The organism is Roseococcus suduntuyensis, assembly GCF_014196305.1.
Taxonomy (GTDB): domain Bacteria; phylum Pseudomonadota; class Alphaproteobacteria; order Acetobacterales; family Acetobacteraceae; genus Roseococcus; species Roseococcus suduntuyensis.
In genome coordinates, this window is the sequence record NZ_JACIDJ010000001.1 from 290440 (window position 1) to 308733 (window position 18294).

The following is an 18294-nucleotide window of genomic DNA, read 5'->3' on the forward strand; positions in this document are numbered from 1 at the left end:
CGCATTTTCCGAGCCGCCAAGCGATTCCGCTTGGCTTGAAAATGCTCTATGGCTTGCCCGGATTGGGGCTCAGCAGCTCCTTCTTGCCGGGCTTGTCCTTCCACTCATCCGCGTCGTCCGGCGCCTCGCCCTTGCGGGTGATGTTGGGCCAGGACTGGGCGAAGTTGCGGTTGATCTCCACCCAGGACGTCGCCTTGTCGTCGCTGTCGGGCAGAATGGCCTCGGCGGGGCATTCCGGTTCGCAGACGCCGCAATCAATGCATTCGTCCGGATGGATCACCAGCATGTTCTCGCCGACATAGAAGCAGTCCACCGGACAGACTTCCACGCAGTCCATGTACTTGCACTTGATGCAGTTCTCGGTGACGACATAGGTCACGAAAGGGCTCCCGCCGGCTCGGATTCGTCAGAGAATTGAACCCAAGCCCCGCATCTGGCAAGGCTTCGCGCGTCATTGTTCCGCTTGCGCGACATCCTCGTAGAGGGTGCGGGCCTCGGCGGGCGGGCCGCGCCGGTCGCCCAGCGCCAGCACCCGCCAGACCCGCACCTCCTCCCGCCAGAGGTAGGTCAGCACATCGCCCTGCCGGATGCGGGCATGGGCCTTGGTCACCGGCTGGCGGTTCAGGCGGAAGCCGCCCCCCTCGATCAGCCGGGCGCATTCCCCCTTAGTCTTCGCCAGCCGCGCATGCCAGAGCCAGGTGTCGAGCCGCAGGAAGGGCGCGCCACCTTCGGCCATGGACTACTTGAGCTTGAGCTTCAGCAGGGCGGCGAAGGGGCTGTCCTCGGCCTTGGCGGCGGGGCGGTCCTCGAAGAAGGTCCGCGTCTCGGGGCCGCCCGGGCCACGGTCCCGGTCGCGCGGGGGGCCGTCGCGGCGGCCGCGGTCGGGGCGGGGGCCGTCCTTGCGGAAGCCCTCCCCACGGGGCCCGTCCTGGCGGGGCCGGTCGGGGCGGCGGTCGCCGCGGGGGCCGTCCTGCCGTTGCCCCTCCGGGCGCTGGCCTTCGGGACGCTGACCTTCCGGGCGGGGCGCATCGGGGCGCGGAGCCTCGGCGCCTTCCGGGCGCGGGCCGCGCGGACCCTTCGGGAATTCGCGGCGCTGGCGGGCGGGGCGCGGGGCCTCGCCCTCGGCGGCGGGGGCGCCCTCGCCGGCCGGGGCACCGTCGCGGCGCGGGCCGCGCTGGCGCTGGTCAGGACGGCCACGGTTGCCCTCGCGCCGGGGCGGGCGCTCGGGCCGGGCCCAGGCGACCATGGTGGGGGCCGGCGGGCCCTCCACGCCTTCCTCCAGCGGCACACTCTCGATCAGGCGGAAGCCGAGGCCCGCCAGCACGGGGCTGAGCATCTCGCCACGGATGCCGAAGCGGCCCAGCGTCTCGGGCGGCAGGGGGGCGGGGGCGCGGCGCGTGAGGTAGCCCAGTTCGGCGGCCACGCGCTCGGCCACGTCCAGGCGCACCAGCACCGGGCCGGCCGGCACCCAGCCCATGATCTCGGCGAAGCCCGGCGGCCATTGCAGCGCCATCACCCCATCGGCCGGGATGGAGACCAGGCCCGGCGCGGGCAGCGGCGGCGTCGGGATGTCATGGCTCAGCGCCCAGAGCTGCGCGCGCAGCCCCATGGGGCGCGGCTTCAGCGCCTCCGGCACATAGAGGGCGAAGCGACCGGCGCGGATACCGATGGCCTTGAGCTTGGTCCGCACCTCCTGGCCGATGTTGTTGCGCGTGTCGCCGGGCTTGAGGCCCAGCGTCTCGCGCAGCTGGAAGGCGGGGCCGCGCAGCGTGTTGTCCTCGGCGGCCTTGGTTTCCACCGTGGTCAGGGCCGCGAGGTCCTTGGCCAGCACGCCCTCGATGAAGGCGGCGAGCTTGGCGCGCACCCGCTCACGCTGGGCGCCGTCCAGGTATTCCGAGGCGTTCACCTCGATCAGCGGCTTGCCCGGCTCGGTGCCCATCTTCAGGCGCGCGATCTCGGCGCCGTCCCAGGTGACGCGATGCTCTGGGGTGAGCGCGAAGGCCTCGGGCTTGGCCACTTCCAGCGCGGCCAGTCGGCGCGGCATTTCCTGGGCCAGCGCGCGGCGGGCGGCGCGCAGGACCAGCTTCTTCTCCTCCTCGCCGCCCTCGCCGGGCTCGGGGATGAAGTCGAAGCCCAGGATACGGCCGACCTTGTGGCCTTCCACCACCACCTCGCCCTGGCGGTTGACGGCGCTGAGCACCTCTTCCGCCGTGTCGTCCAGGCGGCGGATCAGGTGGGCGGCGCGGCGGTCCACGAAGCGGGCCGTCAGGCGTTCGTGCAGGGCGTCGCTGACCAGGTCCTCGGCGGCGCGGGCGGCCTCCTGCTGGGCGGCGGCGTCGCGCACCCAGTCGGCGCGGGCGGCCACATAGGCCCAGACGCGGATGTGCGAGAGGCGCGCCATCAGCGTGTCGAGGTCGCCCTCGATGCTGCGGCAGGCGGCGATCTGTGACGCGATCCAGTCCGACGGCAGCGCGCCATCCTCCACCAGATGCGTGAAGATGCGCGCGCAGAGCCGGGTGTGGCTGTCATCCGCCAGCTTGCGGAAGTCCGGCACCTGGCAGGTTTCCCACAGCAGCGCAATGCGCGTGCGCGAGGAGGCGAGGCGGCGGATATCCGCCTCGCGCGCCAGGTGGTTCAGGGTGATGTGGTCGGTCGCGTCATTGCCCTTGGTCAGGCCGGGCTGGGGCGGCGGGGCGCCCAGGCTGTCCAGCAGCCCATCGAGGCTCGTGAAGTCGAGGTTGCTGTTGCGCCAGGCCAGCGCCTGCAGCGGCTCGAAATTGTGGTTCTCGATCTTCTCGATCATCTCCTCGGGCAGGGGCGCGCAATCGCCCGTCACGCCGAAGCTGCCGTCGCGCATGCCGCGGCCCGCGCGGCCGGCGATCTGCGCGGCCTCCTGCGCCGTCAGCATCCGGGGCGCGTGGCCGTCGAACTTTTGCAAATTGGCGAAGGCCACATGGTCCACGTCCATGTTCAGGCCCATGCCGATGGCGTCCGTCGCCACCAGGAAGTCCACCTCGCGGTCCTGGTACATCTTGACCTGGGCGTTGCGGGTGCGGGGCGAGAGGCGCCCCATCACCACCGCGCAGCCGCCGCGCCGGCGGCGGATGGCCTCGGCGATGGCATAGACCTCGGCCGCGCTGAAGGCGACGACGGCGCTGCGCGGCGGCAGCTTGGTCAGCTTCGCGGGGCCGGTGTGGGTGAGCTGCGACAGGCGCGGCCGCGTCTCGATCTCCACCTGGGGGACGAGGCGTTGCAGCAGGGGGCGGATGGTCTCCGCGCCCATGAACATGGTTTCCACCAGCCCGCGTGCGTGCAGCAGCCGGTCGGTGAAGATGTGCCCGCGGTCGGGGTCGGCGCAAAGCTGGATCTCGTCCACCGCCAGGAATTCGGCGCGGCGGTCGAGCGGCATGGCCTCGACGGTGCAGGCGAACCACTTGGCCTCGGGCGGGATGATCTTTTCCTCGCCGGTGATGAGGGCGACGTGCTTCTCGCCCTTGGCGGCCACCATGCGGTCATAGTTCTCGCGCGCCAGAAGGCGCAGCGGGAAGCCGATGATGCCCGAGGCGTGCGCGAGCAGACGCTCCATCGCCAGATGCGTCTTGCCCGTATTGGTGGGGCCGAGGATCGCTTTCACGCGGGGGTCGAACATGTGGGCCATGGTTCCGGACGCTATCCGGGTCGTTATGGCGCATGCGGCGGTGATTGCAACGCCGCCGTCGCACGGCGAGAGTGCGGCGCGTGAACACCCCCCGGCGCTTCGCCCTCCTTTTCGGCGCCCAGTTCCTGGGCTTCGGCGCCATGCTGCCCTTCCTGCCGGCCATCCTGACGGATGGCGGGCTGACGCCCGAGCAGATCGGCACCGTGCTGGCGGCGGGGGCCATGGTGCGGCTGGTGGCCGGCCCGCTCTCGGGGCGACTGGCGGACCAGGTGGCGGATATGCGCCGCCTGCTGGCCCTGGCCTGCCTGCTGGCGGCGCTGGCGGCGGTGGGGTTCGGGCTGTTGGCGGGCCTCGTGCTGCTGCTGGCGGTGCAATTGCTGCACAGCGCGGCGGCCGCGCCCATCATTCCCCTCTCGGACAGCCAGGCGGCCGGGGCGGTGCGGGCGGGGGGCTTCGACTATGCGCGGGTGCGGGCCTGGGGCTCCATCACCTTCATCCTGGGCGCGGTGGCGGCGGGGCAGGCCACCGAATGGGCCGGGGCGCGCGCCGTGGCCTGGATCCTGGCCGGGGCCATGCTGCTGACGGCCCTTGCGGCGCTGGCCCTGCCGCCGCCCGGGCCGCGCCGCGCCACGCCACGGGGCGGGCTCTGGGCGCCGCTGCGCGAACCGCTGTTCCGCCGCGTGCTGCTGGTCTCCGCGCTGATCCAGGCGAGCCACGCGGCCTATTACGGCTTCTCGACGCTGCATTGGCAGGCGGCGGGGCTGTCGGCCGGCTTCATCGGGGTGCTGTGGGGCGTGGGGGTGGTGGCGGAGGTGCTGCTCTTCCTGCGCGGCGGGCGGCTGGTGGACCTGCTGGGCCTGCGTGCCCTGGTGGCCATCGCGGCGAGTGCCGGCGTGCTGCGCTGGGGGCTGACGGCGGTGACGGCGGACCCCATCGCCCTGCTGCTGCTGCAAACCCTGCACGCCGCCACCTTCGGCGTGATGCACCTGGCCGCCATGCGCGCCATGATCCGATTGCCGGCGGAATTGTCGGGCCGGGCGCAGACCCTGCTCTCGGCCGGGGTCAGCGCCACCATGGGCGTGGTCATGTGGCTGTCCGGGCAGGTTTTCGCCGCACTTGGCGGCCTGGTTTTCCTGGCCATGGCGGCGATGTGCGGCGCGGCCCTGCTGGCCTTGCTGGCGTGGCGGCGGGATTGATCCCCGTTATCCACAGCTATCCACAGGTGCGGGACTCGGGCGGAAGGGGATACCCTTGGCGCGCATGAACAATATTCCTCCGCGTAAATCTGGCTCCCAAGAGGCGGGCGGCTTCGGCATGGGCGTCCGCCTGCCCCCCGCCAACCTGGAGGCCGAGCAGGCGCTGCTGGGCGCGCTGCTGGCCAACAACAAGGCCTATGAGCGTGTGGCGGAATTCCTCGAACCCGCGCATTTCGCCGATTCCGTGCATGGCCGCATCTACGCCGCCATCGCCAGGCGCGTGGAGAACGGGCAGCTGGCCGACGCCGTCACGCTACGCAATGTCTTCGAGCATTCGGGCGAATTGGCGGAGGTGGGTGGCCCCGCCTACCTGGCGCAGCTGCTCTCGGCCATGGTCGGCATCGTCAACGCGGGCGAATATGGCCGGCTGATCCATGATTGCTGGCTCCGCCGCGAACTCGTGGACCTGGGCGAGCAGGTGGTGAACCGCGCCTTCGGCACCGACCCCGACGAGGACCTCCCCGGCAAGGAGCAGATCGAGGCCGCGGAACAACGCCTCTTCGACCTGGCGACCGAGAAGGCCACGGAGGGCGGCGCCATCAGCTTCGAGCGCGCCATGGCGCACGCGATCGAGACGGCCAACGCCGCCATGCAGCGCGGCGGCGGCGTCTCCGGCCTGCCGAGCGGCCTGCGCGACTTCGACGCCAAGACGGGTGGGCTGCACCCCTCGGATTTGCTGGTGCTGGCGGGACGCCCCGGCATGGGCAAGACCGCGCTGGCCACCAAGATCGCCTTCGGCGCGGCCAAGGCGGTGCTGGCCGAGAACACGGGCGCCAAGGTGCCGGCCGTCGTCATCTTCTCGCTGGAAATGAGCGCGGACCAGCTGGCCAACCGCCTTCTCTCCGAAGCGAGCCGCATCCCCGGCGACCGCATCCGCCGCGGCGAGATCAGCCAGCGGGAGTTCGACAACTTCGTGGCGGTCAGCCGCGAATTGGCCACGCTGCCCATCATGATCGACGACACGCCGGCCATCACGCTCTCGGCGCTGCGCACGCGCTGCCGGCGCATCGCGCGCACGCGCGGTTTGAAGATGGTGGTGGTGGACTACCTCCAGCTCATGCGGCCCAGCGTGGGGACGCGGCCGGAATCGCGCGTGCTGGAAATCTCGATGATCACCCAGGGGCTGAAGGCCATCGCGAAGGAGCTGGCGGTGCCGGTCATGGCGCTCTCCCAGCTCTCGCGCGCGGTGGAGCAGCGCGAGGACAAGCGGCCCATGCTGTCGGACCTGCGTGAATCCGGTTCGATCGAGCAGGACGCGGACGCCGTCATGTTCGTCTATCGCGACGACTACTACCTGAAGCAGCGCGAGCCCAAGATCGCGGCCTTCCCCGATGAGGGGAAGTTCCAGCAGGCCATGGAACGCTGGCAGGCCGACATGGAGCGCGCCCACAACCGCGCCGACCTGATCCTGGCCAAGCAGCGCCACGGGCCCACCGGCACCATCCCGCTGTTCTTCGAGGCGGAATTCACCCGCTTCGGGGACCTCGACACGGTCCACGCACCGCAATACGGGGATTAGCGATGCGCCGGCATACGCCGGCGAAGATCGGACGGGTGATGGAACAAGGCCTGCTGACGGTGGATCTCGGCGCGGTGGTGCGGAACTGGCGCCGCCTCTGCGAACGCCACGCCCCCGGCGCCGTCGCCGCCGTGGTGAAGGCCGATGGCTATGGGCTGGGCGCCGTGCCCGTGGCCCAGGCCCTGCACGCCGCCGGCTGCGCGCATTTCTTCGTGGCCCACCCCGCCGAGGGCGAGGCGGTGCGCGACGCGATCGGCCCCCTCCCCATGGTGGCCGTGCTGAACGGCTTCGCGCCCGGCGCCCACCCGCGCCTCACGCCCGTGCTGAACAGCCTTGATGACCTGCGCGCCCATGCGGGGGGTGAAGGCCTGTTGCACTTGGATACAGGCATGTCGCGCCTCGGCCTCGATGCGTCGGAGCTGGACGCGCTGGCCGCCGACCCCACGCCGATGGCTGCGCTTCGCCTGCGCTATGTGATGACGCACCTGGCCTGCGCGGACGAAGCCTCCCATATTCTCAATGGGTTGCAGGCCGAACGCTTCGCCACCGCCTGCGCCCGGCTGCCGACCCTGCCCCGCAGCCTGGCCAATTCCTCCGGCCTCTTCCTGGGGGCGCAATTCGTCAGCGACCTGGCACGGCCGGGTTGCGCCCTCTATGGCATCAACCCTATCCCTGGGCAGCCGAACCCCATGGAAGCCGTTGTTCGGCTGGAGGTGCCCATCTTGCAGCTGCGCGACATCCCCGCGGGGGCCACGGTGGGCTATGGCGCCGGCTGGACGGCCGCGCGCCCCACCCGCATCGCCACCGTGGCACTCGGCTATGCCGATGGCTGGCTGCGCGCGCAGTCGGGCCAGGGCTTCGGGGTGCTGCATGGGCAGCGCGCGCCGCTGGTGGGCCGCGTCTCCATGGACCTCACCACCTATGACGTGACGGATATCCCCGCCGCGCAAGTGGGCGAGACGGTCGAGGTGCTGGGCCCCGCGCAGGATGCCGATGCGGTGGCGGCGCTGGCCGGCACCATCGGCTACGAGGTGCTGACCTCGCTTGGTGCGCGCTACACAAGGCGTTATCTGCCGGCATGACCGCACCAATCGACATTGTGGCCGGGCTCGGCCGCGCGGTGATGGGCGCCAGCGCGCATGTGGGCGCGCTGGTGATCTTCGCCGCCAATGCCCTGGCCCAGCTGTTCCGCCCACCCTATGGGCCGCGGCAATTCCTGCGGCATTTCGTCGAGATCGCCTATTTCTCCCTGCCCGTGGTGGCGCTGACGGCGCTGTTCACCGGCATGGTGCTGGCGCTGCAGACCTACACCGGCTTCGCCCGCTTCAACGCGGAAAGTGCCGTGGCCTCGGTGGTGGTGCTCTCCATCACGCGCGAATTGGGGCCGGTCCTCACCGGGCTGATCGTGGCCGGGCGTGTCGGCGCGGCGATGGCGGCCGAGATCGGCACCATGCGCGTCACCGACCAGATCGACGCGCTGCGGACCCTCTCCACCGAACCGATGAAATACCTGGTCGCGCCGCGGCTGCTGGCCGGCACGCTGGCCTTGCCGCTGCTGGTGGTGGTGGCCAACACGCTGGGCGTGATGGGCGGCTTCCTGGTGGCGACCTTGAGCCTCGGCTTCGCCGGCCCCGCCTATCTCAGCGGCAGCTGGGACGTGCTGGAGGCGATGGACGTGATCAGCGGCCTCATCAAGGCCGGGGTCTTCGGCTTCCTCATCACGCTGATGGGCTGCTGGTATGGCTACCAGAGCCAGGGCGGTGCGCAGGGCGTGGGCAAGGCGACCACGAAGGCGGTGGTGGCGGCCTCCATCCTGATCCTGGCCTTCGACTATGTGCTGACCCAGGCGTTCTTCTCCCGGTGAGCGCGAACCTCAAGATCAGGCTCCGGGGCCTACGGAAATCCTTCGGCGAGAAGGTGGTGCTGGACGGCGTGGACCTCGACGTCGCGGCGCGGCATTCGATGGTGCTGCTGGGCGGCTCGGGCTCGGGCAAGTCCGTCACCATCAAGTGCATCCTGGGGCTGATCCCGCCCGATGACGGCGTGGTGGAGATTGACGGGCGCGACGTGACGCGCCTCTCCCGCCGCGACCGCGCCGAACTGCTCGACCGCACGGGGATGCTGTTCCAGAACGGGGCGCTGTTCGACAGCCTGCCGGTCTGGGAAAACGTCTGCTTCAAGCTTCTGGCGCAGAACCGCATCACCCGCCGCGCCGCGCGCGACCGCGCGGCCGAGGTGCTGGCGCAGGTGGGCCTGGCGGCCAGCGTGGGCGACCTTTCCCCCTCCGAGCTTTCGGGCGGCATGCAGAAGCGCGTGGCCCTGGCCCGCGCGATCGCCTCCAAGCCCGACATCATCTTCTTCGACGAGCCCACCACCGGCCTCGACCCCATCATGGGCGCGGTGATTGACGGGTTGATCGTGGATTGCGTGGAGAAGCTGGGCGCCACCGCCTTTTCCATCACGCATGACATGGCCAGCGCGCGCCGCATCGGCGACCATGCGGCCATGATCCACAAGGGCCGCATCATCTGGGCCGGCCATGCCGAGGCGCTGGGCCACACGGGCAACGCCATGGTGGACCAGTTCGCCAATGGCGAGCGCGAGGGGCCGATCCAGATGGAGCTGCGGCGGTAACGGAGGGCGTTCGATGGGCCATGTGATCCTGGGCTGGGACGGCGAGGATGCCGAGGCCCCCGCCCGCCGCGCCGCCGCGCGCGACCGGCACCTCAAGGTGATCTCCCGCTGGGCGGAGGCGGGGCGTCTCAACCTGGCCGTGCCGCTGTTCCGCGAGGATGGCTCGGTCGCCGGCTCCGTCATGATCCTGGGCGGCGAGGACGAACTCGGCACCCGCGAATACCTGATGGAGGAGCCCTTCGCGCGCGACGGCGTGTGGCTCTCCTACCAGATGCGGCCCTTCCGCATCGCCCCCCTTCCCTACCAGCCCTTGCCCTCCGGCCCCATGCCCAGCGCCATGACCCATTGCGTGCTGGTGGCCGAGGACCAGGAGGGCGCCGCCACCCGCCGCACCGCGGCCCGCCCCGGCCATTTCGACCGCGTGCACGCCTTCGCCGAGGACGGCACCCTGGCCTGCGGCGGCGCGCTGCTGGACGCGAAGGGCGAGATGGTGGGCAGCATCGCCATCACCCGCCACGCCACGGTGGCGGAGGCCCGCGCCTTCTGGGCCGAGGACCCCTATGTGACCGGCGGCGTCTGGGGGAAAATGGATTTCTACCCCACGCGCTTCGCCCCCCTGCCCTACCACCCCCTGCCGGGCGCGCCGGCCTGAGGCCATGAACGCCACGCTGCTGGGGGTGGGCGCGCTGGCGCTCTGGGCCTTCCTGGGGCTGCTTTCCAGGCTTGCGGCCGGCATTCCGCCCTTGCAACTCACGGCCATGAGCTTCGCGGTGGCCGCCATGGCGGGCATCGCCGTGGTGGCGGCACGCGGGCGGCTTTCGGCGCTGCGCCAGAGCCCCATCGCCTGGGCGCATGGGGTGGGCGGGCTGTTCGGCTATCACGCGCTGTATTTCGCGGCCCTCGCCATGGCCCCGGCCATCGAGGCGAACCTGCTGAACTACCTCTGGCCGCTGCTGATCGTGCTGTTCTCGGCGCCCATCCTGGGGCTGCGGCTGGGGGCGCGGCGGCTGCTGGGCGTGGCGCTGGGCTTCGCGGGCTGCGTGCTGCTGCTGGGCGGCGGCGCGGGGTTTTCGGCCGGCGCGCCGGCCAGCGTGTGGCTGGGCTTCCTTTGCGCCATCGGCTGCGCGGTGGTCTGGGCGCTCTATTCCGTGACGGCGCAACGCCTCTCCGCCGTACCGACCGAGGCGGTGGCCGGGTTTTGCGGCGGCGCGGCGCTGCTGGCGGCGCTGGCGCATCTGGGCTTCGAGGCGACGGTCTGGCCCGATGCCGCCCAGGCCCTGGCCACGCTGCTGCTGGGGCTGGGGCCGGTGGGCCTGGCCTTCTTCCTCTGGGATGCGGGGATGAAGCGCGGCGACCCGCGTCTGCTGGGCACGCTGGCCTATGCGGTGCCCGTGGCTTCCACCTTGCTGCTGGCCGTGGCGGGCGAGGGCGCCCTCACCGCCACGCTGGGCATCGCGCTGCTGCTGGTGGCGGGCGGCGGCTGGCTGGCCGCCACCGCCCGCTGACGCGGTTGGCGCCTACTGGACCCCCTACTGGAAGGCCCCGCTACTGGAACGCCCGGGCCGCCAGCGCCGTCTGGAACACGATCTGCGTCAGGTCCATACCCAGCTGCAGGTAGCGCGGATCGAGGCGCGGCAGCGCGATGATCTCGTCACCCGGGCGCAGCGCCGCGCGCGTGTCCACCACCCGCTCGCCCGAGGGGCGGCGGATCAGCAGGTTGCTCGCGCTGCCGCGTTCGCTGAAGCCACCCGCCTGCGCGATGTAGTCCTCCGCCCGCAGGTTGGGCTGCCAGATGATGGAGCGCGGCGCCCCCACCTCGCCCGAGACGAAGACGGTGTTGCTCCGCTCCGGGATCACGATCACGTCGCCCTCTTCCAGGCGCAGGGCGCCGCAGCGGCCCTGGCTGTCCATCACCACCACGCGGCCGTCGGGGGTCGCGGTGCGGGCGCGCTGGAGATAGGTCGAGACCAGCTGCGCCTCGGTGTTGCGGATGGCGGCCACGCCCTGGGTCTGGGAGATGGCGGTGAAGAGCTGGCGTTCCAGCCGATCGGCCGCCTCGTTCAGCGCGCGGCGCTGCTGGTTGGCCACGCTGGTCCGCAGCAGGAAGACGCTGGAGGTGTCGGCCAGGGTCGGGTCCACGGCGATGTAGTCCAGCGCCTGGCACAGCGTCGCCTCGCGGTCGGCCACCAGCACGGAGGGACCGATGCGGCTGCCCTCGACCGTCACGCGGATGGTCTGGGCGGGGCTGTCGGTGATGAAGGTGACGGTGTCCTGGTCCGTCAGGGTCACGCGCTGGAAGTCATTGAGGCTGACATAGCGCGAGAAGGGGCGGCCATCGCGGCTGCCCTGGATCACGGCGTTGGTGGCGGCGGGCAGCGGGCGCGAATATTCCGTCAGCTCGCGCCCCGACATCACGCGGCCGGGCACCTCGAAGAGGAAGTTGTTCCGCACCGCGCCGGTGGCGCCCACCAGGGCGCGCTGCCGGCCCACCAGCACCGTGTCGCCATCCTGCATGCGAAGCGTGGGCAGGCGGCCGTCGATCAGGAAGCGGTAGAGGTCCACCGTCGCCACGTTGCGGTTACCCCGCATGACGGTGATGTCGCGGTAGCTGCCGCGCGTCGGGTCCACCCCGCCGGCGCGCACCAGGAATTCCAGCACGCTGTCGGCCGCGGACCCGCTGAACCGGCCCGGCATGCGGACGAAGCCCGTGACGAAGACGCCGATTCGCTGCGCCGAGACCAGCACGGCATAGACCTGCACCTGCTGGGTGTAGGTGCGGCGAAGCTCGTTCTCGATGGTGGACTGCAGGTCACCGGCCCGGGTGCCGGCCACGCGCACGGGACCGATATTGGGCAGGAAGAAATTGCCCTCGGGGTCCACGATGCCAGAGACCTCGGCCTCCACCGCGCCCCAGACGCGCACGTTCAGCCGGTCGCCGATGGCGAGGATGTAGTTCGGATTGGGCACATCGGAGGTCGAGGTGGCGGTCCCGGTGAACAGCGCCGCGCCGAACACCGCCATGGGCAGCCCCGCGGGCCGCATGGCCTCGCCCAGCGGCAATGTGATGCCGGCCCCCGCCTCGGCCTCGGTCTCCGTGCCGGCGCGGGCCGTGCCCGTGGCGCCTGGCTGCGCGCCGAGCATCAGCCCCTGCACCGCGGCGGCGCCCGGCGCTGTTGCCTGCCTCTGCTGCGCGCCCTGCTGCGTCGCCTGCCCCTGCAGCGCACGCTGCTGCGCCGACTGCTGGGTCGTCATCCCCGCCTGGGCGAAGGCGCCCGAGGCCGTGATCAGGCAGACGGACAGCGCCGCCAGGAAATTCCACTCAAGACGCATGTTCTCTCACCCCGGCAACCAACAGCCACAATAGCCCATAGACCAGCGAGAGCCCGGCGAAAACATAGCCGGTAAACAGCACGGGCTTCGGATAGAGCGAGCGCTCGGCATAGTTCGGCTCCACCACCCGCTGGAGGAAGATCTGCTGGCGCTGCGCGTTGGCCGTGGCGGTCTCCAGCCCGGCCATGGCGGCGGCCAGGCCGCGATTGGCCAGGTCCTGCTCCAGCACCAGGCGCTCGAAGCCCGCCACCTGCTGGGTCACGCCCTGGTCGGCATTGGACAGACGCGCGCGCTCCTCGCGGATCTGGGTCTCGATGGCCGCGATGCGGCTGCGCAGGTTCTGGATCAACGGGGCGTCGGCCCGCGTGAAGGCCTGCGCCTGCTGGAGTTCGGAGCGCAGGCGGGTGGCTTCGCCCTCCAGCCCGCCGATGTTGCCCACCGCCATTTCGGCCGAGCGCGTCGGGTTGAGCGCCAGTTCACGCTGGCGGAACTGCGTCACGGCCGTGGCGGACTCGGTCACCCGGCGCTCGGCACGCTCGACCACCTCGCGCGAGGCGCGCAGCGTCTCGTCCAGCATGCGCTGATTGACGCGCGTGACCCACTCTTCCCCGATCTGGAGCAGGTTGTTGGCCAATGCCTGGCTTTCCCCGGGGGAATAGGTCCGCGCGGTCAGGGTGACGATGCCCGTATAGGCGTCCGGGACCACGCGCACCTGGTGGCGGAAATGGTCGAGCAGACGCTCGGCCGTGGGGTTGGACCACCACAGGCGCGAATAGATATCCGCCTGCGGGGGGCGGAACACCGCGACCAGGTCCATCCGCTCCCGCACGGCGCGCAGCGCGTCGTGCGAGAGCAGGTGGTCGCGCACGGCATTCTCACTCTCGCTCGACCCGATGCCGGCGCGGCCGCTGAGCATGTCCACACCCAGCGTCCCGGTCATGCTGGACTGGGTCTTGATCTGGAAGCGGCTCTCCGAGATGTATTGTGGAGTCGCATAGAAGAACAAGTACAGCGCCGCCAACAACGTCGGCAGGATCACGGCGAAGGTGTAGGGATATTGCCGCAATATCGCGCCCAGGCGACGCCGGGGCGTGTCGGCGGCCATGGTGCCGGCCGGGAAACCCAGGTCGATGCCCGGCGGGCGGCCACGGGACAAACGCCCCGCCGCGCCGCTCATCGCTGGCTGCGCGCGCAGGCCTTTCAGCGGGATGGGGTGCGGTCCCGCACCCGCCGTCCGCGCGTCAGCCGTGCCCATCCCAGAACCAGCCGAACGGGGGCTGGCCGAACGGGGACCGCCCGAACCAGAGCCACCCGCGCTAGAGTTGCTCGTAGACGCGGAAAGCTTCGTCCATATTTTCATGGAAGTACAATCTACCCCCGTTCAATACCGCCGCATAGCGGCAGAAAGTCCGTACCGTATCGGCATTGTGCGACACCAAAATCAAGGCGCTGCGGCGTCGGCGTGACAGCAGCGCCTGCTGGCATTTCGCGTTGAACCGCGCATCGCCGGCGGAGGTGATCTCATCCAGCAGATAGCAGTCGAAATCCACCGCCAGCGACAGCGCGAAACTGAGGCGCGACTTCATGCCGGAGGAATATGTCCGCACCGGGGCATGGATCTCCTCGTCCAGCTCGGCGAAGTCGCGCACGAAATCCACGGTCCACTCCGTGGGCCGGCCATAGATGCGGGCGATGAAACGGGCATTGTCCGCCCCGGTCAGGGCGGGGTGCACGCCACCCGAATAGCCCAGCGGCCAGGAGACCGACATGTGCCGTTCGATCAGGCCCGAGCTCGGCTTCTCCACCCCGGCCAGGATCCGCATCAGCGTGGACTTGCCCGCGCCGTTGCGCCCCAGGATGCCCACCGTGTCGCCCACCTGGAAGGTGGCGTTCACGCCGCGCAGCACTTCCCGGACCAGGCCGTCATCGACAAAGGTCTTGCGGACGGAGGTGAGCCTCAACACGGCAGGCCCTCACACCTCGAGATGCGGCTTGGCGCGGCGCAGGGCGAAGCCGCCATAGACGTTGAGCAGGATGATCCAGATCCAGACATAGCCCAGGTCATAATGGTAGGGTTGCCCGGGCCCGAACTGTCCCTCGCGGATGAACTCGAAGATGTGGATGATCGGCAGCATCAGCGTAATCCGCTGGAACTGGTAGGGCATCCACCAGACCATGTAGAACACGCCGGTGAAGACGATGGAGATGTAGAGCACGGGGTGGACGATGCGCTCCACCACCGAGACGCCGAACCGGGTCAGCGCGAGCACGATCAGCGCCACGCCATGCCCCAGCAGCGCCATCATGATGATGCCGATGCCCATCTGCACCCAGCTGGTCGGCCAATCGCCGAAGTAGATGCCGATGCCGATCAGGAAGACGATGGTCGCCATCGTCACCGCACCCGTCTCGAGCAGGGTCCGCGCGATCATCACGTCCTCGAGGGTGACGCGGGCGTGCCAGAGAAGGGGTTCGTTCTGCTCGGCCGCGGAGGGCGCCCGGCTCACGATGCTGCGGAACGCGTAGAAGACCACGTAGCCGATGACGGCGAAGCCGATGATGTTCAGCCCACCGGGCACCATGCTCTCCCGCAGCACGCGCATGCCGGCCACGAACACGCCCAGCAGGGCCGGCTCCACGAAAAGCCAGATGAAGCCGACATTGCGCCGCCCATAGCGCGTGTGCAGGTCGCGCATCATCAATGCGCCCAGAACGCCCAGCTGTATCTTCAAGGCGCGGCCGAAACTGCGATCCTCGACGATGGTGGGCTGCAATGCCACCTAGCGCGCGCTCCCCCGCAGCAGCGGGCGCGCGGCCACGAAGCTGCCCTCCGGCGTGCGACAGACGACCGCCGTGCGCTCCGTGGTGCCAGAGCCCAGCAGGACTTCGCGGCACTCACGCCCGCTGGCCGCATTGTAGACCCGCACGATCCGGGCCGGCTGGCCCTGCACCGTGCCGGGCTGCCCCGGGCGGGCCGAAGCGGCGAAAAGGGACAACGGATCCTCGGGCTGCGCCACCGCGGCGACGCCACCAGGCCCCACCGCCGGGTTGCCGGCCTGGGAACCACTGAAGTCCAGCGGCAGGAAGCGGGCCGCGCTGGTTCCACAACCGGAAAGAAGGCCCGCGACGAGCAGCAGGGGAAGAACGGAGGTCCGCAACGGTACTTTCCTTATGAAAGGAACGCGGTCGGGCTGGCCGAGCGTCGGTCCGAAGTCATATATCGGCGCAGCGCCCTCCGCAAATGCTGAAAGGCAGGCCCCGCCGCATGCTGCAGCCCGTCTCCGCCCTGACCGAAATGCCGGAGGCATGGCGGGCCGCGCTGCGGCCACACCCCGAGGGCGGCTGGACCGATCCCTTCTCGGACCGCCCCCTTCCGCCGGGCGGCGCGGAGCTGCTGCGCGAACTCTGGTACGACCGCGCGGCCGAGAACGCGCAGGTGGCGGCGCTGGTCGGGATGGACCGCTGGAAGCAGGGCGCCATGCGCGAGGCCTTCACGGGGCCGGCGGGCGCGCCGCCCTTCGCCGCCTCGGCCGAGGCGGCGCTGGCGCTGGCCCTGCGCCATACCCGCAAGGGCGCCATCGCCGCCTGGGCCACCCGCCTGCCCCCCGGCTTCGCGGCCCGCTGCGCCGCGGCAGGCGTGCCGCTGCTGCATGTGGAGGATGGCTTCGTGCGCTCGGTCGGGCTGGGGGTGAACTTCGTCACCGCGGGCTCGCTCTGCGTGGACCCCTATGCGCCGCATTACGACCCGGGGGCGCAGAGCCTGCTGGAGCGCATCCTCACCAACACCGACTTCCCGCCGGACCTGCTGGAACGCGCGCGGGCCTTTCGCGCGCGCATCGTGGCGCTCGGGCTGACCAAGTACAACCTGCGCGGCGGCCCGCGGCCGCAGGTGCCGGAGGCGGCGGGCGGGCGCCCGCGCATCCTGGTGCCGGGCCAGGTGGAGGATGACGCCTCCGTCCGGCTGGGGGGTGCCGGCATCCGCCGCAACCTCGAACTGCTGGAGGCGGTGCGCGCCGCCAATCCCACCGCCTGGATCGCCTATCGGCCGCATCCCGACGTGCAGACGGGCTATCGCCGCGGCTACGTCACCCGGGGCGAGGCACTGGCATTCGCCGACGTCTTCCTGCCCGAAGGCGACATCGCGACCCTCTTCGCCCAGGTGGAGGAGGTGCATACCCTCACCAGCCTGGCCGGCTTCGAGGCGCTGCTGCGGGGCCTTCGCGTCACCACCTATGGGCAGCCCTTCTATGCCGGCTGGGGGCTGACCACCGACCGCAAGCCCCCGCCCCGCCGTGGCCGACCCCTCAGCCTCGATGCGCTGGTGGCCGGCGCCCTGCTGCTCTACCCCCGCTACACGGACCCCGTGACCGGCCTGCCCTGCCCACCCGAGACCCTGCTGGACCGTTTGGGTCAGCACGAGGCCTGGCCGCCCTTGCCCACGGGGCGCCGCCTCTATGACCGGCTGTGGTGGCGGCCGCAGGGCTGGCTGCTGCGTCAGGTGCGGCATTTCGGGCTTTGGCAGCGCTGAACATCCTCATCACCGGCGCCTCGCGCGGGCTGGGGGCGGCGCTGGCGCGGGAATTTTCCGCGCCCGGCGCGCATCTCTGCCTGCTGGCGCGGGACGGCGTGGCGCTGGCGCGGGTGGCGCAGGACTGCACGGCGCGCGACGCCACCGTTGCCACCGCCACCTGCGACGTGCGCGACGCGCCCCGCCTCGCGTCCATCCTGGCGGAATGGGAGGCGGCGCACCCCTTCACCCTCGTCATCGCCAATGCTGGCGTGACCGGCGGCACGCGCCCCGATGGCGGGCTGGAGGGCTGGGCCAGCGCCGAGCGCGTGCTGGGCGTGAACCTCATGGGCGCCATCCATACAGTGGAGCCGCTGTTGCCCGGCATGGTGGCGCGGCGGGCGGGGCGCGTGGTGCTGATCGGCTCGGTGGCGGGCTTCCAGGGGCTGCCGGACAGCCCGGCCTATTCGGCCTCCAAGGCCGGGCTCTGGGCCTATGGCGAGGCGCTGCGCGCGCGGCTTTCGCCCCTCGGCGTGGGGGTGACCTGCGTGGCGCCGGGCTTTTTCGCCAGCGAGATGAGCGACCGTTTCCAGGGCGCCCATCCGGGCAAACTGCCGCTGGAGGCGATGGCCGCGCGCATCGCCCGCGCCATCCGCCGCGGCCGGGGGCGCGCCATCATCCCCGCCCCGCTGGGCTGGCTGCTGCGGCTGCTGGCCCTGCTGCCCGCGCCGCTGAACGACCGCGCGGCGCGGGTGCTGCGCTTCACGATCCGGGCGGAGTGACCTCGCAGCGGAGCCAGCCCGCCGCCTGCAGGCCCAGGATCAACGCGCCGACATGCATGGCCTGGCCCATTGCGCCGCGCGGCAGGGCGGCCAGCAGGCTGGCGGGGTCATGCAGTTCCACACGGATGGCCTCGCCGGGTTCCGGGACGGGTGGGGCCAGGCGGTGCAGCCCGGTGGCCAGCACCACATGCAGCCGGTTGGTCTGGATGGCGGGGTTGGGCGGCCCGGCGAACAGCCCCCGCCATTCGCCGCCGCCGAAGCCCGTCTCCTCCAGCAATTCCCGCCGTCCAGCGGCGATGGGGTCCGCATCGGTCGCGTCCATCACGCCGCCGGGCAGTTCCAGGCTCCAGCACTGGGCCGCGTGGCGCCATTGCCGGACCATCACCACAAGGCCATCCGCGGTCAGGGGCACCACGGCGCACCAGTCGGGATAGTCCAGCACATACCAGGGCGAGATCTCATGCCCGGTGGCGGTGCGGAGATGGTCCGCCCGCAGGCGGATCCATCGGTCATCGAGCAGCGTGCGGGAGCCGAGCGTGGTCCAGGGGCTGCCCTCGGGGAGGGGGGCGTCGTCAGGCACGGCGCCTCCCTGGCACGGCGCGGGGTTG

The 18294-nt window shown here is 71.1% G+C and carries 18 protein-coding genes; 9 read left to right on the top strand and 9 right to left on the bottom strand.

The features are described 5' to 3' along the window. Positions 1-46: 46 nt before the first annotated feature. The 3 genes from fdxA to GGQ83_RS01340 all read right to left on the bottom strand — a co-directional run bounded on the left by fdxA (position 47) and on the right by GGQ83_RS01340 (position 3649). Positions 47-379: a ferredoxin FdxA gene (gene fdxA / locus GGQ83_RS01330; RefSeq protein ID WP_184381792.1), complete on the bottom strand. Its 333-nt coding sequence runs from the start codon at positions 377-379 to the stop codon at positions 47-49. Positions 380-451: 72 nt separating this feature from the next. After that, positions 452-736 (bottom strand): S4 domain-containing protein, encoded by a 285-nt coding sequence (locus tag GGQ83_RS01335; protein WP_184381793.1) that lies wholly within the window; start codon positions 734-736, stop codon positions 452-454. A 3-nt stretch (positions 737-739) separates the two neighbouring features. After that, on the bottom strand, positions 740-3649 hold the full coding sequence (locus tag GGQ83_RS01340; RefSeq protein WP_184381794.1) for a helicase-related protein: 2910 nt from the start codon (positions 3647-3649) through the stop codon (positions 740-742). Positions 3650-3738: 89 nt separating this feature from the next. Here GGQ83_RS01340 and GGQ83_RS01345 point away from each other — a divergent pair, with 89 nt between their 5' ends. The 7 genes from GGQ83_RS01345 to yddG all read left to right on the top strand — a co-directional run bounded on the left by GGQ83_RS01345 (position 3739) and on the right by yddG (position 10572). Next, positions 3739-4854: an MFS transporter gene (locus GGQ83_RS01345; RefSeq protein WP_184381795.1), complete on the top strand. Its 1116-nt coding sequence runs from the start codon at positions 3739-3741 to the stop codon at positions 4852-4854. Between the two features lie 64 nt (positions 4855-4918). After that, positions 4919-6433 (top strand): replicative DNA helicase, encoded by a 1515-nt coding sequence (locus tag GGQ83_RS01350; protein ID WP_184381796.1) that lies wholly within the window; start codon positions 4919-4921, stop codon positions 6431-6433. Positions 6434-6471: 38 nt separating this feature from the next. Next, on the top strand, positions 6472-7515 hold the full coding sequence (alr, locus tag GGQ83_RS01355) for an alanine racemase (protein ID WP_184381797.1): 1044 nt from the start codon (positions 6472-6474) through the stop codon (positions 7513-7515). Next, on the top strand, positions 7512-8297 hold the full coding sequence (locus tag GGQ83_RS01360) for an MlaE family ABC transporter permease (protein WP_184381798.1): 786 nt from the start codon (positions 7512-7514) through the stop codon (positions 8295-8297). The genes alr and GGQ83_RS01360 overlap by 4 nt, the downstream gene beginning before the upstream one ends. Beyond that, entirely contained in the window at positions 8294-9067 is a 774-nt protein-coding gene (locus GGQ83_RS01365; RefSeq protein ID WP_184381799.1) for an ABC transporter ATP-binding protein, read from the top strand. The genes GGQ83_RS01360 and GGQ83_RS01365 overlap by 4 nt, the downstream gene beginning before the upstream one ends. 13 nt (positions 9068-9080) lie before the next feature. Next, entirely contained in the window at positions 9081-9719 is a 639-nt protein-coding gene (locus GGQ83_RS01370; RefSeq protein ID WP_184381800.1) for a YciI family protein, read from the top strand. A 4-nt stretch (positions 9720-9723) separates the two neighbouring features. Next, positions 9724-10572: an aromatic amino acid exporter YddG gene (gene yddG, locus GGQ83_RS01375; protein ID WP_184381801.1), complete on the top strand. Its 849-nt coding sequence runs from the start codon at positions 9724-9726 to the stop codon at positions 10570-10572. Positions 10573-10612: 40 nt separating this feature from the next. Here yddG and GGQ83_RS01380 read toward each other — a convergent pair whose 3' ends face one another. The 5 genes from GGQ83_RS01380 to GGQ83_RS01400 form a co-directional block, all read right to left on the bottom strand. After that, the gene (locus tag GGQ83_RS01380) at positions 10613-12397 is read right to left on the bottom strand and encodes a polysaccharide biosynthesis/export family protein (protein WP_242534827.1); all 1785 of its coding nucleotides are present in this window, start codon (positions 12395-12397) and stop codon (positions 10613-10615) included. Continuing rightward, entirely contained in the window at positions 12387-13652 is a 1266-nt protein-coding gene (locus GGQ83_RS01385) for a capsule biosynthesis protein (protein ID WP_184381802.1), read from the bottom strand. Before GGQ83_RS01385 ends, GGQ83_RS01380 begins: the two co-directional genes overlap by 11 nt. A 61-nt stretch (positions 13653-13713) precedes the next feature. Then, entirely contained in the window at positions 13714-14361 is a 648-nt protein-coding gene (locus tag GGQ83_RS01390) for an ABC transporter ATP-binding protein (RefSeq protein WP_184381803.1), read from the bottom strand. Positions 14362-14370: 9 nt separating this feature from the next. After that, entirely contained in the window at positions 14371-15177 is an 807-nt protein-coding gene (locus tag GGQ83_RS01395; RefSeq protein ID WP_184381804.1) for an ABC transporter permease, read from the bottom strand. Next, the gene (locus GGQ83_RS01400; protein ID WP_184381805.1) at positions 15178-15555 is read right to left on the bottom strand and encodes a DVU3141 family protein; all 378 of its coding nucleotides are present in this window, start codon (positions 15553-15555) and stop codon (positions 15178-15180) included. A gap of 107 nt (positions 15556-15662) precedes the next feature. Here GGQ83_RS01400 and GGQ83_RS01405 point away from each other — a divergent pair, with 107 nt between their 5' ends. Together GGQ83_RS01405 and GGQ83_RS01410 are read left to right on the top strand one after the other, a co-directional pair. Then, entirely contained in the window at positions 15663-16925 is a 1263-nt protein-coding gene (locus GGQ83_RS01405; protein ID WP_184381806.1) for a capsular polysaccharide export protein, LipB/KpsS family, read from the top strand. After that, a complete protein-coding gene (locus GGQ83_RS01410; RefSeq protein WP_184381807.1) occupies positions 16913-17686 on the top strand; it encodes an SDR family NAD(P)-dependent oxidoreductase in 774 nt (257 codons plus the stop codon). Before GGQ83_RS01405 ends, GGQ83_RS01410 begins: the two co-directional genes overlap by 13 nt. On the opposite strand, the gene GGQ83_RS01415 is transcribed toward GGQ83_RS01410, so the two are convergent. Then, complete coding sequence (locus GGQ83_RS01415) at positions 17667-18266, bottom strand: NUDIX hydrolase (protein WP_184381808.1); 600 nt, start codon at positions 18264-18266, stop codon at positions 17667-17669. The two genes, GGQ83_RS01410 and GGQ83_RS01415, sit on opposite strands and share 20 nt — an antisense overlap. Positions 18267-18294 lie beyond the last annotated feature (28 nt).

Excerpts from the sequence above, each read along its gene's own strand:
- GGQ83_RS01335 (WP_184381793.1), bottom strand. The coding sequence starts at position 736 with ATGGCCGAAGGTGGCGCGCCCTTCCTGCGGCTCGACACCTGGCTCTGG.
- GGQ83_RS01380 (WP_242534827.1), bottom strand. The coding sequence starts at position 12,397 with ATGCGTCTTGAGTGGAATTTCCTGGCGGCGCTGTCCGTCTGCCTGATC.
- GGQ83_RS01385 (WP_184381802.1), bottom strand. The coding sequence starts at position 13,652 with ATGGGCACGGCTGACGCGCGGACGGCGGGTGCGGGACCGCACCCCATC.
- GGQ83_RS01360 (WP_184381798.1), top strand. The coding sequence starts at position 7,512 with ATGACCGCACCAATCGACATTGTGGCCGGGCTCGGCCGCGCGGTGATG.
- GGQ83_RS01405 (WP_184381806.1), top strand. The coding sequence starts at position 15,663 with ATGCTGCAGCCCGTCTCCGCCCTGACCGAAATGCCGGAGGCATGGCGG.
- GGQ83_RS01340 (WP_184381794.1), bottom strand. The coding sequence starts at position 3,649 with ATGTTCGACCCCCGCGTGAAAGCGATCCTCGGCCCCACCAATACGGGC.
- GGQ83_RS01350 (WP_184381796.1), top strand. The coding sequence starts at position 4,919 with ATGAACAATATTCCTCCGCGTAAATCTGGCTCCCAAGAGGCGGGCGGC.
- alr (WP_184381797.1), top strand. The coding sequence starts at position 6,472 with ATGGAACAAGGCCTGCTGACGGTGGATCTCGGCGCGGTGGTGCGGAAC.
- yddG (WP_184381801.1), top strand. The coding sequence starts at position 9,724 with ATGAACGCCACGCTGCTGGGGGTGGGCGCGCTGGCGCTCTGGGCCTTC.
- GGQ83_RS01370 (WP_184381800.1), top strand. The coding sequence starts at position 9,081 with ATGGGCCATGTGATCCTGGGCTGGGACGGCGAGGATGCCGAGGCCCCC.